The sequence below is a fragment of the Bradyrhizobium diversitatis genome (assembly GCF_016031635.1).
GTDB classification, from domain to species: domain Bacteria; phylum Pseudomonadota; class Alphaproteobacteria; order Rhizobiales; family Xanthobacteraceae; genus Bradyrhizobium; species Bradyrhizobium diversitatis.
Genome location: NZ_JACEGD010000020.1, coordinates 52,668 through 65,548, shown reverse-complemented (window position 1 = coordinate 65,548; position 12,881 = coordinate 52,668). Strand labels below are relative to the sequence as shown.

Here is a 12,881-nt window from a genome sequence, read left to right as displayed (position 1 = left end):
GAACTGTCCGGCCAGGTGGTGGTTCTGTTCCGGCGCTAAAAGCCCATATCTGTCAACGTCTGGCAGTCCCTGCGTTGGGCTCCGGAAACACTGACGAATCAAGGTTGCGGCGCCCATCCGCGTTTGGGGCGCACGATCGAAGGACGAGAGAGACGATGGAAAAGGTTCCGATGACCCAGGCCGGCTTTGTCGCGCTCGGGGAAGAATTGAAGCAGCGCCAGTCCGTGGACCGTCCGCGGATCATCGAGCATATCGCGGAGGCGCGCTCGCACGGAGACCTGTCGGAAAACGCGGAATATCATGCCGCGAAGGAAGAGCAGTCCCACAATGAAGGCCGCATCGCCGAGCTCGAGGACAAGCTCGCGCGCGCCGACATCATCGACATTTCCAAGCTCTCCGGCGACACCATCAAGTTCGGCGCCACCGTGACGCTGGTCGACGAGGACACCGAGAAGAAGACGGTGTGGCAGATCGTCGGCGAGGTCGAGGCCGACGCCAAGAAGGGCCGCATCTCCATCACCTCGCCGCTCGCGCGCGCGTTGATAGGCAAGAAGAAGGGATCGACCGTCGAAGTCAACGCACCCGGCGGCGCCAAGGCGTATGAGATCACCAAGGTGGAGTGGCGGTAAGGATTTGCCGCCTGCGTACGACGATGTCTTCAAAAGGCCGCGCGACGCGCGGCCTTTTTCGTATCTGCGTGTCGCTCTCTATGACGGAGCGTGGAGCAGCAGCATCTCTTCCTGTCCCGGAGCGCTGCGTCCGGGGCACGAGAACGGAAAATCTACCTTCGTCCCTTCACGTCCAGCGGCACGGCGGCTTCATACTTCGAATTGTGCAGCACCAATGATGTCCGCACGTTGCGGACATGTGGCGCGGCCGTCAGGTGCGTGACGAAATCCTGGAAGGTCGCCATGTCGGGCGCAACGCATTTGAGGATGAAATCGACCTCGCCCGACAGCATCCAGCATTCCCGCACCAGGGGCTCGGCGCGGACGAAATCCTCGAAAGCGCGCAAATCCGCCTCGGCCTGGCTGGACAGGTGCACGGCCGCGAACACGGTGACGTCGAAGCCGAGTTTGCGGGCGTCGAGCAGGCCCCGATAGCCGTGGATGTAGCCCTCCTCCTCCAGCGCCCGGACACGGCGCAGGCAGGGGGGCGGCGAGATGCCGACGCGCTTGGCCAGCTCGACATTCGTGATTCGACCGTCGGCCTGAATCTCGGTGAGAATCTTCAGGTCGATCTCGTCTAGGTTCCGCGACACGTGATTGGAACTCCTGCCCTTTGCAGCGGTATTGGATGGTTTGTCGAAATCCTCATAGCCCAGTCGGCACGGGCAGCGCAATTTTATTGCGCGTGCAACGCAATCGACTTTTGTTCCCTGTTGGAAAAATCCGCCGAGAGGGAATGCAATTCTTGCATAGCTCACCAGAAGGCTTAGATTAGCTCTGATATTTCAGCGCCTCCGCGAGGCCTCCCGGCACCTTCCGCGCCCGCGCTGCAAATCCCCCGTGAAAAGGCGTCCATCGAAATGTCCGCTCCTGTTCATGCAAAGGTCGTCATTATCGGCTCCGGCCCCGCCGGCTACACGGCGGCGATCTATGCCGCGCGGGCGATGCTCGAGCCGATCCTGATCCAGGGCATCCAGCCCGGCGGCCAGCTCACCATCACCACCGACGTCGAGAATTATCCGGGCTTCGCCGACGTGATCCAGGGCCCCTGGCTGATGGAGCAGATGGAGAAGCAGGCGGTCCATGTCGGCACCAGGATCGTCACCGATCTGGTTACCAGGCTGGAGACGGCGCAGCGGCCGTTCCGCCTCACCTGCGACAGCGGCGACGTCTATCTCGCCGACACCGTGATCCTCGCCACCGGCGCGCAAGCGCGCTGGCTCGGGCTGCCGTCCGAAGCCAAGTTCCAGGGTGGCGGCGTGTCGGCCTGCGCCACCTGCGACGGCTTCTTCTACAGGGGCAAGGACGTGATCGTGGTCGGCGGCGGCAACACCGCGGTCGAGGAAGCCCTGTACCTCACCAACCACGCCTCGCAGGTCACCATCGTGCATCGTCGCGATCACTTCCGCGCCGAGCGCATCCTGCAGGAACGCCTGTTCAAGCACCCGAAGATCAAGGTGATCTGGGACTCGGCCGTCGACGAGATCTGCGGCACCGAGAACCCGAACAAGGTCACCCATGTCCGGCTCAAGAACGTCAAGTCCGGCGCGCTCACGGACGTGAAGGCGGACGGCGTCTTCATCGCCATCGGCCACGCGCCGGCGACGGAGCTTGTCAAGGACCAGGTCAAGCTGAAACCGTCGGGCTATGTCGAGGTCGCCCCGAACTCGACCGCCACCTCGGTGCCCGGCCTGTTCGCCGCCGGCGACGTCGCCGACGAAACCTATCGCCAGGCCGTGACGGCCGCCGGCCTCGGCTGCATGGCCGCACTCGAAGCCGAACGTTTCTTGGCCCTTCGCGCCAGCGAGCGCGCGGCAGCGGAATAACATCATGCCTCGAACACGCGACGGATTTACGGATATGGATTGGGACAAGCTGAAGGTGTTTCACGCTGCGGCGGAAGCGGGCAGCTTCACGCATGCGGGCGAGCAGCTCGGCCTGTCGCAATCGGCGGTGTCGCGCCAGGTCTCGGCGCTGGAGCAGGAGCTCTCGGTCTCGCTGTTCCACCGCCACGCCCGCGGCCTGATCCTCACCGAGCAGGGCGACCTGCTCTTCCGCACCGCGCATGACGTGTTCATGCAGCTGCAGGCGGCGCGCGCCAAGCTGACCGACAGCCGCGAGCGGCCGAGCGGCGACCTCAAGATCACCACCACGCCCGGCGTCGGCATCAACTGGCTGATCCCGCGGCTCGGCGAGTTCACCGCGCTCTATCCGGAGATCCGCATCTCGCTGATCGTCACCGACGAGGAGCTCGATCTGTCGATGCGGGAGGCCGATGTCGCGATCCGCACCCGCAAGCCGACGCAGCCGGACCTGATCCAGCGCAAGCTGTTCGCGATGGGCTTCCACGCCTATTGCTCGCCGGAATACATCAAGCGCTTCGGCACGCCGCGCACGCTGGAGGAGCTCGACTCCCACCGCATCATCACGCTGAGCGACGGCAGCTTCGCGCCGCATCTTCAGAATCGCAATTGGCTGATCGAAGCCGGACGCAACGGCTCCGGCCCGCGCGAAGCCTATTTCAAGGTCAACAACATCCTCGGTCTCGTGCGCGCCTGTCAGCAGGGCCTCGGCATCGCCGCGCTGCCGGACTATCTCGTCGAGGAGCAGAACAAACTCGTGCAGCTGTTCGGCGAGTCGGATTCGATCCAGCTCGACACCTACTTCGTCTATCCCGAGGAATTGAAGACGGTCGCGCGCGTGCAGGTGTTCCGCGACTTCGTGGTGAGCAAGGCGCAGCGCTGGCCGTCCTGATTTCCGCATGACTGACATGCGGCCTCGGCTGTTGCTGCATGACGCTGGCCAAGCCCATAATGTTTGCACGCTGAGCCTTCGCGTTGCGCATTTGTCCCCCTCCTCCAGTGGCGCGGGAGTTCAGTAATCCCTCTTGGAAGGTGATTGTGTCGGCCTCACGTGGCCAATACCTAAGCCGGGCCCTTCGGGTCCGGCTTTTTTTCTGTCGCATCCGGCCTTCACCCTCCGCGTGTATTGACAGTTCCAGGCATACCTCGCATCATTTGCGCATGATCACGAAGTCGTGCGCAGTCGTCTCGAAAAAAGGTCCCCATCCGGGGACCTCGGATTTTTGCGCGCACTAGCTGACTTCGTCATCGCTGCAAATCCCGAAAACCCCGCCGCCTGGACGGGGTTTTTTCATGTGCCCTCCGTCTCAGGCTTCTTCCCTGGAAGGAGATGGAACATGACCGGACTTGAAGATCAGTTGCACGGGCTGTGGCTGCCGCTGGTGACGCCGTTTCAGGACGGCGCGCTCGACGAGAGATCGCTGCGGCGGCTGACACGGCACTACGGCGCGGGCGCCGTCGACGGCTTCATCCTCGGCGCGACCTCCGGCGAAGGCATGACGCTGCGCGAGGCCGAGCTCGAACGCCTCGTCGCCGTCGTGCGCGAGGAGATGGCGGCGAGCGGCCGCATCGTGCCGATCTGCCTCGGGCTCTCGGGTGCCAACACCGCGCGGCTGAAGGAGCGCCTCGACGAGACCGCGGACTGGCCGATCGACGGCTACCTGATCGCCAGCCCCTACTATGTGCGGCCGTCGCAGCGCGGGCTGCTGGCGCATTTCGAGGCGCTCGCCGACCACGCGGCATGGCCGCTCGCGCTCTACAATATCCCCTATCGCACCTCCGTGAACATCACCAACCAGACGCTGCTGCGGCTCGCCGAGCACAGGAACATCGTCGGGCTGAAGGATTGCGGCGCGAGCCGCGAGCAGTCGATCGCGCTGCTGCGCGACCGTCCCAAGTCATTCCGCGTGCTCACCGGCGAGGATGCCAACTATTTCGAGGCGCTCAGCGACGGCGCCGACGGCGGCATCGTGCTGTCGGCCCATGTCGAGACCGCGACGTTCGCAGCCGTCCATGCCGAGCTGAAGCGCGGCAATCATGATGCTGCGCTGGCGCGCTGGAACGAAGTCGCCGGGCTGACGCGGCTATTGTTCGCCGAGCCGAGCCCCGCGCCGGCGAAGTACTGGCTCTGGCGCAGCGGCCTGATCGACAGCCCCGAAGTGCGCCTGCCGATGGTTGAAGTGAGCAGCGAGCTCGCAGCCGCGATCGATCGCGAGATCGAGCGGCGGACGAAGGTCGCGGCGTAGCGGCTCTCTCTCAACGCGCTCGCTGCGCTGCCTCTCCGCTTGTTGGAGAGGGCAAGAGGAGACTGTGGTTAACCGCGCATCAACGGCCTTCGCTGTTGCCGCATGGCGCATCCACGGCTCGTTTACACAATCGCGCCTACCCTCCGGGACCTACAGAGGGGGAATGACCATGGGACATCGCATCCGGCCGACGGCCGCGCGGCAATTCGCGCCGGCCGATCTCTTGCAGGGAATTCTGGTGGTGTCGTCGTTCGGGTTCTGGGCGGTGATGCTCGGCCTGATGCCGGTGCTGCTGTTTCGCCTCTGGCTGGTCGGCTGACGGACGCGGCGCGGGATGGTTAACCCGCGGTAGCGCCTGTGTTCAAAAAGCAGGGACAGCTGCGATCCGGATCTTAAAACATCCCCGCTAACACGGACGCCCATAAGCGAAGAAATCGCGGAGGCGTTTGTGAATAATCATAATGAACTGGCGTCGCATTACGACGCCGGACAGCAGGCCTTTACCACCGAGGACATTCTCTGGGCCGCCGGCATCTGGTCGGTGATCCTGACCCTGTCGCCGGTCATCGTGTTCTACATGCTGATGGTGGCGTGAGGTTTCATCCCGTCATTCCGGAGCGCCCGAAGGGCGAATCCGGAATCTCGAGATTCCGGGTCTGGCGCGTGCGCGCCATCCCGGAATGACGGGCCAGGCAGAAACGCAAAACGCGCGGCTTGTCCGCGCGTTTGTCGTCCGGGGAATGAACAATGAAAATTAAGCTGCCTGCTTGTGCATTGCGCCGGAAGCCGACGCCGTGCCGCGAATAGCCTTGACCGAACGCTCGATCGCAGCCCACAGCCTTGCAATCTCCTGGGCTGCACGGCTCTCGGCCTGATACTCGCGCGCACCCTCGCCGTGGCTCAGCGCCATCAGCAGGTCCGAACGATTGGTGATCTGGCCGCCCCACACCGGAGCACGGAATTTCGCCAGCGCTTCGCGGGCGATGGTGACGATCGGGCTTTCGGATTCGTCGCGCTTGGCCGGCGCACCGTTGAGCACGACCGCATAGGGCTTGCGCGCGGCGCGGCACATCTGGATGGTTTCCTGCACCGCGTTGACGTCGAACACGCCGGGACGGGCGGGGATCACCACCATGGTGGCGTTCTTGATCGCGTCGTCGACGACGGCCGACAGGTTCGGCGGCGTGTCGATCAACACCCATTCATAGCCGTCGCGCTTGGCGGCGGAGACGATGCCGCTGACGGAGTTCACGGCAGCCTTGATCGGCGGCTCGTTGGTGCCACGCAGCTTGTGCCACAGCGTGAGCGAGCCCTGCGGATCCGCATCCACGAGCATGACCTGCTTGCTCGCCTTGATCTGCGCGGCGAGATGTGCAGCCAGGGTACTCTTGCCCGAGCCGCCCTTACGCGATGCAAAAACAATAACGTTCATACCTTCGGCCTCCAGATTGACCCCAGGCCGTGAAAATGAATCAGCGCGCTGATTCGGGAAAGAAAAATTTATCAGGGGTTGCGTTACGGCCACGAAATAACAAGGCGTGTTGGCTTTTGAGTCACACTGCATCGCCGGACGGAGACGCGGACCCAGGCGAAACACCGCTCGCGCGGGCATTTGTGCGTTATTTGAGCAACAAGCGGGACAACGCAACCTTGCCGGGCAAACCTGCGGGCGCCTCTTTTCCGTCGCCCGGGGCTGTCATGGCCGCACGCCTCGCGCGGCCTCGCGTGAACAAAAGGAGTCCAGTGGCTGTCGCGAAGCCGGCGTCCGCGCTCAGCCTTCGCTGGATTTCTTCCTGGCCACCTTCGGCGCCGGCTTCTTCTTGGGCGCGATGTTGGTCGGCTTGCCGGCGCGGGCCTCGCCCGGCTCGGGACCGGGGCGGAAGAACACCCGGCATTGTGGCGAGAGCTGCGACTTCTTCTTGATCATGCAGGCGGTGATGGCATCGACGTTCGGAACGAACTCGCTGCACAGCCGCATCGCATCCGGCGAGCAGGCCTGCTGCTCCTCCTGGGTGTAGGCGAAGCCGGGGCGCGGCAGGGCCAGGACGGCCAGGGCAAGCGAGAGGCTTGCAACGGCCAATGACGTCTTGAAGCGAAATGCCGGCATCGATGTCCCCACGTGATGAGTCCTTGGGAATAGTGGGTGAACGGAGGTGCGTTGGCAACGAGGGCAGATGCGAAAGCCGCGACGTGTGCGGTCTCGGCAACAGGGGCCGGGCTCTGGCACCAGAGAGGGCAAGGACTCCGTGTGATGCGGAGTCGTTTCCGCCCATCGGCGTCATCCCCGCGAAGGCGGGGATCCAGTATTCCAGAGACACCGAATGTTCCACGAGACGCCGCGGCGTACTGGATCCCCCGCTTTCGCGGAGGATGACAGTCGTGCGCCGGAAGAGAGCGTGGGTCACCTCGACCAGTTTCCGAGCCCGCCAAACACAAACTGCGAAAACAACCCCATGCACAGTAGCCAAGTGACGGCAATCCCTCGGCATTTCCGTTCTTAGGATTTAGCGAATCCGAATTTGACTTGTCGGGCAAAACAGGGGCATGATGGCATCATCAAAAAAGGATGCGCGTGGGGTGGTCGGCCTGTCTCCTGCGCCGGTCGAAAGCGTTGGCGGGAGTGGAGGCGATCGCATGGATGGGAATGAGGCGGAACTGCCGCTCGCGGGCGTAACGGTTGTCTCGCTCGAACAGGCCATCGCCGCGCCGCTGGCCAGCCGGCATCTGGCGGACTGGGGCGCGCGTGTCATCAAGATCGAGCGCCCCGGAAGCGGCGATTTCTGCCGGGACTACGATCATGTCATGAACGGCCTATCGAGCCAGTTCGTCTGGACCAACCGTTCCAAGGAAAGCCTCGCCATCGACCTCAAGAGCGAGGGCGGCCGCAAGGTGCTCGACGCGCTGCTGCCGCGCGCCGACGTGTTCATCCAGAACCTCGCGCCCGGCGCGGCGGAGCGGCTCGGCCTCGATGCGGCATCGCTGGTGCGAAAATTTCCGCGCCTCATCGCCTGCGACGTTTCGGGCTATGGCACCGGCGGCCCCTACAGCAGCAAGAAGGCCTATGATCTGCTGGTGCAGTGCGAGGCCGGCGTGCTCGCGGTCAACGGCACCGAGGCGGAGCCCGCCAAGGTCGGGCTATCGGTAGTCGACATCGCAACCGGCATGTACATCCTGAACGGCGTGCTGATGGCGCTGTACGCCCGCGAGCGGACCGGCAAGGGCACGGCCTTTCAGGCCTCGCTGTTCGATTCCATCACGGACTGGATGAGCTATCCCGCGTTCTACACCGAGAGCACCGGCCGGCCGCTGCCGCGCACCGGCGCAAAGCATGCGACGATCGCGCCTTACGGCCCGTTCCGGGTCGGCGACGGCAACACCATCTTCTTCGGCATCCAGAACGACCGGGAATGGCGGTCGCTGTGCCGCATCGTCCTCGGCGATGCCGGCTTTGCCGACGACCTGCGCTTCCGCACCAATCCGCTGCGCATGCAGAACCGCGACGAGCTGCAGGCGCATATCGAGCAGCGCTTCGCCTCCATGACCAGCGAAGAGGTGCTGCGGCTGCTGGATGACGCCGCGATCGCCAATGCGCATCTGAACTCGGTCGAGGCCTTCCTGAAGCACGAGCAGCTTCATGCACGCGGGCGCGTGCAGAGCGTGGGATCGCCGAGCGGGCCGGTGATGAGCTTCCTGCCGGCGCTGACCCTTCCCGGCGTGACGCCGCGGATGGATCCGGTGCCCGATGTCGGCGAGCACAACGAGGCCATCCTCGCCGAACTCGGCCTGGCCAGGGAGACGTGACGATGGCTTTGCAGCGCCCGAGCCGGGCCTATCTGGCTGTTCCCGCGCATCGCGCCCGCCTCGTCGCCAAGGCGGCGGCGTCAGGCGCGGATGCCGTGTTCATGGACCTCGAGGACGCCGTGCCGCCCGCCGAGAAAGGCGTTGCGCTGGGGGAAGCCGCCGGCGCGCTGTCCTCGCTCGACTGGGGCAACAAGCGCGTTACGGTCAGGCTCAACGCCGTCGACAGCCCGTTCATCGCAGAGGAGATCCGCACGCTGGCGGCACTGCCGCGGCTGGATGCGGTGATCGTGCCGAAGGCGGAGCGCGCCGGCGACATCGCCGCCATCGCCGAGCAGCTGCGCGCCGCCGCGCCGGATCGCGCTGCGCCTGTTACGCTCGAACTGCTGATCGAGACCGCACTCGGCCTCGTCAATGTCGACACGCTCGCCGCTGCGCACGACAGCGTCGCCGCGCTGCATCTCGGCGTCGGCGATCTCGCGGCCTCGCTCGGCGCCCGCACCTCCGACATCGGAATCTCGCCGGACGGCTACCGCCACGTTGGCTCGGCGCAAAGCGGCTACGCCACAGCGCCGCTCGACCTGTTCGCCTATCCCATGATGCGCCTGCTCGTGGCCGCCCGCGCGTGCGGCCTGCGCGCCATCGACGGTCCCTGCGGCGCATTCCGTGACGCCAGGCTGACTGAGGCCAGCGCGCAGAAGGCCGCCGCGATGGGCTTTGACGGCAAGCAGGTCATCCACCCCGACCAGATCGAACCGACGCTGCGCGCGTTCACGCCGTCGGCCGAGGAATTGGCCCAGGCGCGTCGGGTGGTCGAGGCGATGGAGACGGCTGAGGCGCAAGGCCAGGGCGCGGTGACGCTGGACGGCAAGATGATCGACTATGCCAATGTGCGGATGGCGCGGAGGATTATTGGGTTGGGGTCGTAGCGGCATTGGGGTCGAGTCCCCTGCGGCGCATCCTTCGAGACGCCCGCTTCGCGGGCCCTCAGGATGAGGACGGAGTGCGCAGCGGCAGTTTCGATGGGCACCAATGCCGTTGAGCCTCATCCTGAGGAGGCTGCGAAGCGGTTTACTGCTTCGGTTCAGCTCGCGCTTCCAGCCCGCGAAGCTGTGTCCCGACAGTCAAGTCACCGATCTTACGGCCCATGTCCTTTCCGACCTCTGTCGAGAAACGGTAATGGAAACCGGCATAGATGCGGGCATTGGCGACCTCATCGCTATAATCCTGGAGCTTGGTCCATTTACGAGTCACCCCTGGCGCAGTGGGGCTGGTCATCGTTAGCTCTCCGACCTCGTCGCCCGTGATGGACCGGAGAACCGTGGAAACCGCCGCCGATACGATGCAGTGAGCGCAGGGGTATTCGGGATGCATCGGCGTTTCACCCAGCGGCAACCAGGACGGTTCGCGTGGCGTCATCGGATTGTGCGTGATGTCCGCGTTGCGTATGGCCGTTACAGGCCGCCAGAAGTTGTAGTGATACTTCGCATCAAGGACGGCAACGATTGCGTCGTTCGCAGCGATCTCAGTGAGGGCGAAGAGGCGCGAGCAGTCAACGACGTCCAACTGCTTGGCCAAGGCGACCTGCCGGACGATCGGATTGAAGCTGGGAGGCCCGACCAGAAACCAGACTCGTCCGATGGCGGTCTGCTCTGCCGTTCGGGTGGTGCTGTTGCGAGCGCCGAGCTCCCGAATTTCGTTGACGTCTCTGGTCCAGGTCTCGGAATCAAGCGTCGGTGGTGGCGCTGGACGGAATTGTGAGACCGATGTCATGACCCAAGGGAACATTCTTCCAGCCGTCGTGCCGATCGGCACCACGGTCGGCACATAGGCCCCCGGGGCCGTATAGGGACGATAAGTCTCCTGGACGTCACTGCCGTCATCCCTGCGCAAGGCTATCACGCCGGAAGCGGCCATCTTTCCAAGCTCGATTCCATTCGCCTTTCCCTCCGTGTCCGGAATGCCGGAAAGCGATGCAATCAATGCCGCATCGAGGGCAGCTTTCTGGTCCGGATAGATCGTCAGAAGAATGTTGTAAGCCGCAGTCGATGCTGCGGCTTCCTTGGACGTGGATCGGTCTGCCACGAGATCCAGCTTGTATGGAGTGTATCGCCTGTCGATCGCGTTGACGGCCTCGAACATGGCAACGTGAAGCATCGACATCGTCCGGGCCTGTGGCACAGGCAGCACTTTCTTTTCAGCGGCAATCGCATCTGCTTTCGCGTTCCAGTCCATGATGACATCGGCACGCGCAGTGCCGATGCAGACTGCAAGAGTGGCGACGATCAGAAATGGAGATTTCGTTGCAAGAAACGTCTTCATCTTCATGCTCCTCGTTGTTTCAACAGAGAGCGACATCTTGTGCGGACGAGCCGCGCAAGAGCGTAGAAGTGCAGAACGATCTTAAGAGTGCAGCAAGCCGGCTGCTGTGAAACAGCTTACACCCGTCCTCGCTTTTGTCGAAAAAGAGTTGGAGGCTGCGCCCGAAAGAGTAAGATCGACTGGCTTACCTGATGCACGACCTGCAATCTCGGCAGTCCTCGAACGATCATCACATCCTTTGCGCATTCGCGCTTGCTGGCGGCGCTGATCAAGCGATTTGTTTCGCGCGAGGTGAAGAGCGCGCGGCCGAGCATTTTGGTGATGCGTGCCGCTCCGGCTTGCGGCAATGCCGGCCGCAGGGCAGTATCAGCGGCTGGTAAACCCGGTGTCGGGCGCAATGGCGCTGGAGACGCTGCCGGTTGCGGCGACGCTGCCGGCGGTGGTGTGGGTGGTGGCGGGAGGGAGGTAGCGCCGCGCCGACAGAAACTCAGCTGCTGGGTTTACGGTGCCCGGCATGACCAATCGAAGGTGAGCATTTTGACTTGAGCCTAGGCAGCCCAGTCCATGATCGCGTCGATGAAGGTCCGAGCCTGGCGGATCGCGTCGAGCCTCGTCGCACAGACACCGACCGACACTGTTCGGCCCTTTCCGACCGTCCACTTCCAACCAGCCGGGTAGCTCATTTCAACGATCGAGAAGCTTACGCCGCGATGTTCCACGGAGAACCTCCGCTAACATGTTGCTGTGTCTGAAAAGGCTACTCCAAACGGCGAATTTGTCCAGCCGAACGCCGGCCCACAATTCGCTCGCGCGGCTTGGATATAAGTGTTCAGGAGAGCGTGGAGACTTTCCGGGACACTCAAGCGGCTCGCATAGTTCTGCGCGGGGTTACGGGGGTTGCGGTGACAAAATCGATGTCGCCCGATGTTGTGAAGTTTCGTGCACTGTCGCCGTAATGGGGCGCGGTGGCGCTGATGGCAGCGGTGACGTTGCCGGTGGTGGTGTGGGTGGTGGCGTGGTGAGGTGAGGCTTTACGGTCGACGCCGCTCGGCCTCGCCCAAATTGCCAATCACCGCAGGCCCAGGAACGAGAGCACTACGCCAATCACGACGACAAGTCCGACCAGATAGATAATTCCGTTCATATCTCTGCTCCTCAGCGTTGTTCGTCCTGCCTCGGCTACAAACACTTGGGGTGATCAAAAGGTTCACCGGTGCTGGCCGCCGTTTTCTGCCAAAGCTGGGGAACGAAAACGAACGATCCTGCTTCGTGGCGCGCTGAGCACCTGCACCATGGATCTTGTGCTTTTGCCTTTACACGCAAAGGTCGCTAGGCTGCCCTGATACGTGTTGCAGGGAGGGTAACATGGGACAACGCGAAGACATGCTCGCACTGGTCATGAGCGCTTACGCCGCACGTGACGGCGGTGACACCGAAGGCTTGGTGACCGCTTTTCATCCCGACGGTCTGTTCAGTTTGAAGGGCGACAAGAACGCGCTCGAATTGACGGGCAGCGTGCACGGACACCCGAACCTTCGTGGTGTCTTCAGTCAATTGATCGAAGACTTCCGCTTCGAACGGCGCGAGATCGTGGCTGAGCTGGTTGACGGGGATCGTGTCGCCATCCATTCCCGCGTAGACGTTCGATACGGTCCCACGGGGCAAACCACGCGGACCGAGATCCTCGATCTGTTCAAAATTCAGGATGGCAAGATCGTCGAGCTGATCGAGTTTGCGGATACTGCGCAGGTCAAGGCCATGGTCTCCGCGTGATGAAGCTGGGTCGAATCGTCTCCGCGGTTGGTGAGGAGCGCGGCGTTCGCGATGCCGGCGGCGGTGACGTTGCCGGTGGTAGTGTGGGTGTGGCGGGGTGAGCACTTGCACATGGGGCCCGACGGGTTTGCATTCACACGCGGACACGGCGCAGATTGAGGCGATAAATCCCTGACGGGCGATACGATGGGGCGGGACGACCTCGCGCTTAA

Annotated in this window: 14 protein-coding genes; 9 read left to right on the top strand and 5 right to left on the bottom strand. The window is 63.5% G+C overall.

Annotation, left to right across the window (positions count from 1 at the left end):
* The first annotated feature begins 155 nt into the window (after nt 1-155).
* A complete protein-coding gene (gene greA / locus H1B27_RS22530) occupies nt 156-629 on the top strand; it encodes a transcription elongation factor GreA (RefSeq protein ID WP_035710309.1) in 474 nt (157 codons plus the stop codon).
* Nucleotides 630-781: 152 nt separating this feature from the next.
* Here greA and H1B27_RS22525 read toward each other — a convergent pair whose 3' ends face one another.
* The gene (locus H1B27_RS22525; protein WP_028178740.1) at nt 782-1,261 is read right to left on the bottom strand and encodes an Lrp/AsnC family transcriptional regulator; all 480 of its coding nucleotides are present in this window, start codon (nt 1,259-1,261) and stop codon (nt 782-784) included.
* Between the two features lie 267 nt (nt 1,262-1,528).
* Between H1B27_RS22525 and trxB the strand changes: the two genes are divergently transcribed.
* The 5 genes from trxB to H1B27_RS22500 all read left to right on the top strand — a co-directional run bounded on the left by trxB (nt 1,529) and on the right by H1B27_RS22500 (nt 5,371).
* Entirely contained in the window at nt 1,529-2,494 is a 966-nt protein-coding gene (gene trxB / locus H1B27_RS22520; protein ID WP_061880430.1) for a thioredoxin-disulfide reductase, read from the top strand.
* A gap of 4 nt (nt 2,495-2,498) precedes the next feature.
* Nucleotides 2,499-3,422: a LysR family transcriptional regulator gene (locus H1B27_RS22515; RefSeq protein WP_028178742.1), complete on the top strand. Its 924-nt coding sequence runs from the start codon at nt 2,499-2,501 to the stop codon at nt 3,420-3,422.
* A 445-nt stretch (nt 3,423-3,867) separates the two neighbouring features.
* Nucleotides 3,868-4,776 carry a 4-hydroxy-tetrahydrodipicolinate synthase family protein gene (locus H1B27_RS22510; protein ID WP_197967566.1) on the top strand — a complete coding sequence of 303 codons (909 nt, stop codon included), beginning with the start codon at nt 3,868-3,870 and terminating at the stop codon, nt 4,774-4,776.
* A gap of 169 nt (nt 4,777-4,945) precedes the next feature.
* The gene (locus tag H1B27_RS22505; RefSeq protein WP_165935876.1) at nt 4,946-5,095 is read left to right on the top strand and encodes a hypothetical protein; all 150 of its coding nucleotides are present in this window, start codon (nt 4,946-4,948) and stop codon (nt 5,093-5,095) included.
* A 129-nt stretch (nt 5,096-5,224) separates the two neighbouring features.
* On the top strand, nt 5,225-5,371 hold the full coding sequence (locus H1B27_RS22500) for a hypothetical protein (RefSeq protein ID WP_197488731.1): 147 nt from the start codon (nt 5,225-5,227) through the stop codon (nt 5,369-5,371).
* 159 nt (nt 5,372-5,530) lie between these two features.
* On the opposite strand, the gene H1B27_RS22495 is transcribed toward H1B27_RS22500, so the two are convergent.
* On the bottom strand, nt 5,531-6,208 hold the full coding sequence (locus H1B27_RS22495; RefSeq protein WP_061880428.1) for an AAA family ATPase: 678 nt from the start codon (nt 6,206-6,208) through the stop codon (nt 5,531-5,533).
* A 339-nt stretch (nt 6,209-6,547) separates the two neighbouring features.
* Nucleotides 6,548-6,883: a hypothetical protein gene (locus H1B27_RS22490; protein ID WP_197967565.1), complete on the bottom strand. Its 336-nt coding sequence runs from the start codon at nt 6,881-6,883 to the stop codon at nt 6,548-6,550.
* A gap of 527 nt (nt 6,884-7,410) precedes the next feature.
* On the opposite strand from H1B27_RS22490, the gene H1B27_RS22485 reads away from it, so the two are divergent.
* Nucleotides 7,411-8,577, top strand: coding sequence for a CaiB/BaiF CoA transferase family protein (locus tag H1B27_RS22485; RefSeq protein ID WP_197967564.1), 1,167 nt, complete (start codon nt 7,411-7,413; stop codon nt 8,575-8,577).
* Between the two features lie 2 nt (nt 8,578-8,579).
* Nucleotides 8,580-9,503, top strand: coding sequence for an HpcH/HpaI aldolase/citrate lyase family protein (locus tag H1B27_RS22480; RefSeq protein ID WP_197967563.1), 924 nt, complete (start codon nt 8,580-8,582; stop codon nt 9,501-9,503).
* Between the two features lie 142 nt (nt 9,504-9,645).
* On the opposite strand, the gene H1B27_RS22475 is transcribed toward H1B27_RS22480, so the two are convergent.
* Together H1B27_RS22475 and H1B27_RS40855 are read right to left on the bottom strand one after the other, a co-directional pair.
* The gene (locus H1B27_RS22475) at nt 9,646-10,896 is read right to left on the bottom strand and encodes a vanadium-dependent haloperoxidase (RefSeq protein WP_246515613.1); all 1,251 of its coding nucleotides are present in this window, start codon (nt 10,894-10,896) and stop codon (nt 9,646-9,648) included.
* Between the two features lie 548 nt (nt 10,897-11,444).
* Nucleotides 11,445-11,579 (bottom strand): hypothetical protein, encoded by a 135-nt coding sequence (locus H1B27_RS40855; RefSeq protein ID WP_283808228.1) that lies wholly within the window; start codon nt 11,577-11,579, stop codon nt 11,445-11,447.
* A 682-nt stretch (nt 11,580-12,261) separates the two neighbouring features.
* Here H1B27_RS40855 and H1B27_RS22470 point away from each other — a divergent pair.
* Complete coding sequence (locus H1B27_RS22470) at nt 12,262-12,669, top strand: nuclear transport factor 2 family protein (RefSeq protein WP_197967561.1); 408 nt, start codon at nt 12,262-12,264, stop codon at nt 12,667-12,669.
* Nucleotides 12,670-12,881: the final 212 nt, after the last annotated feature.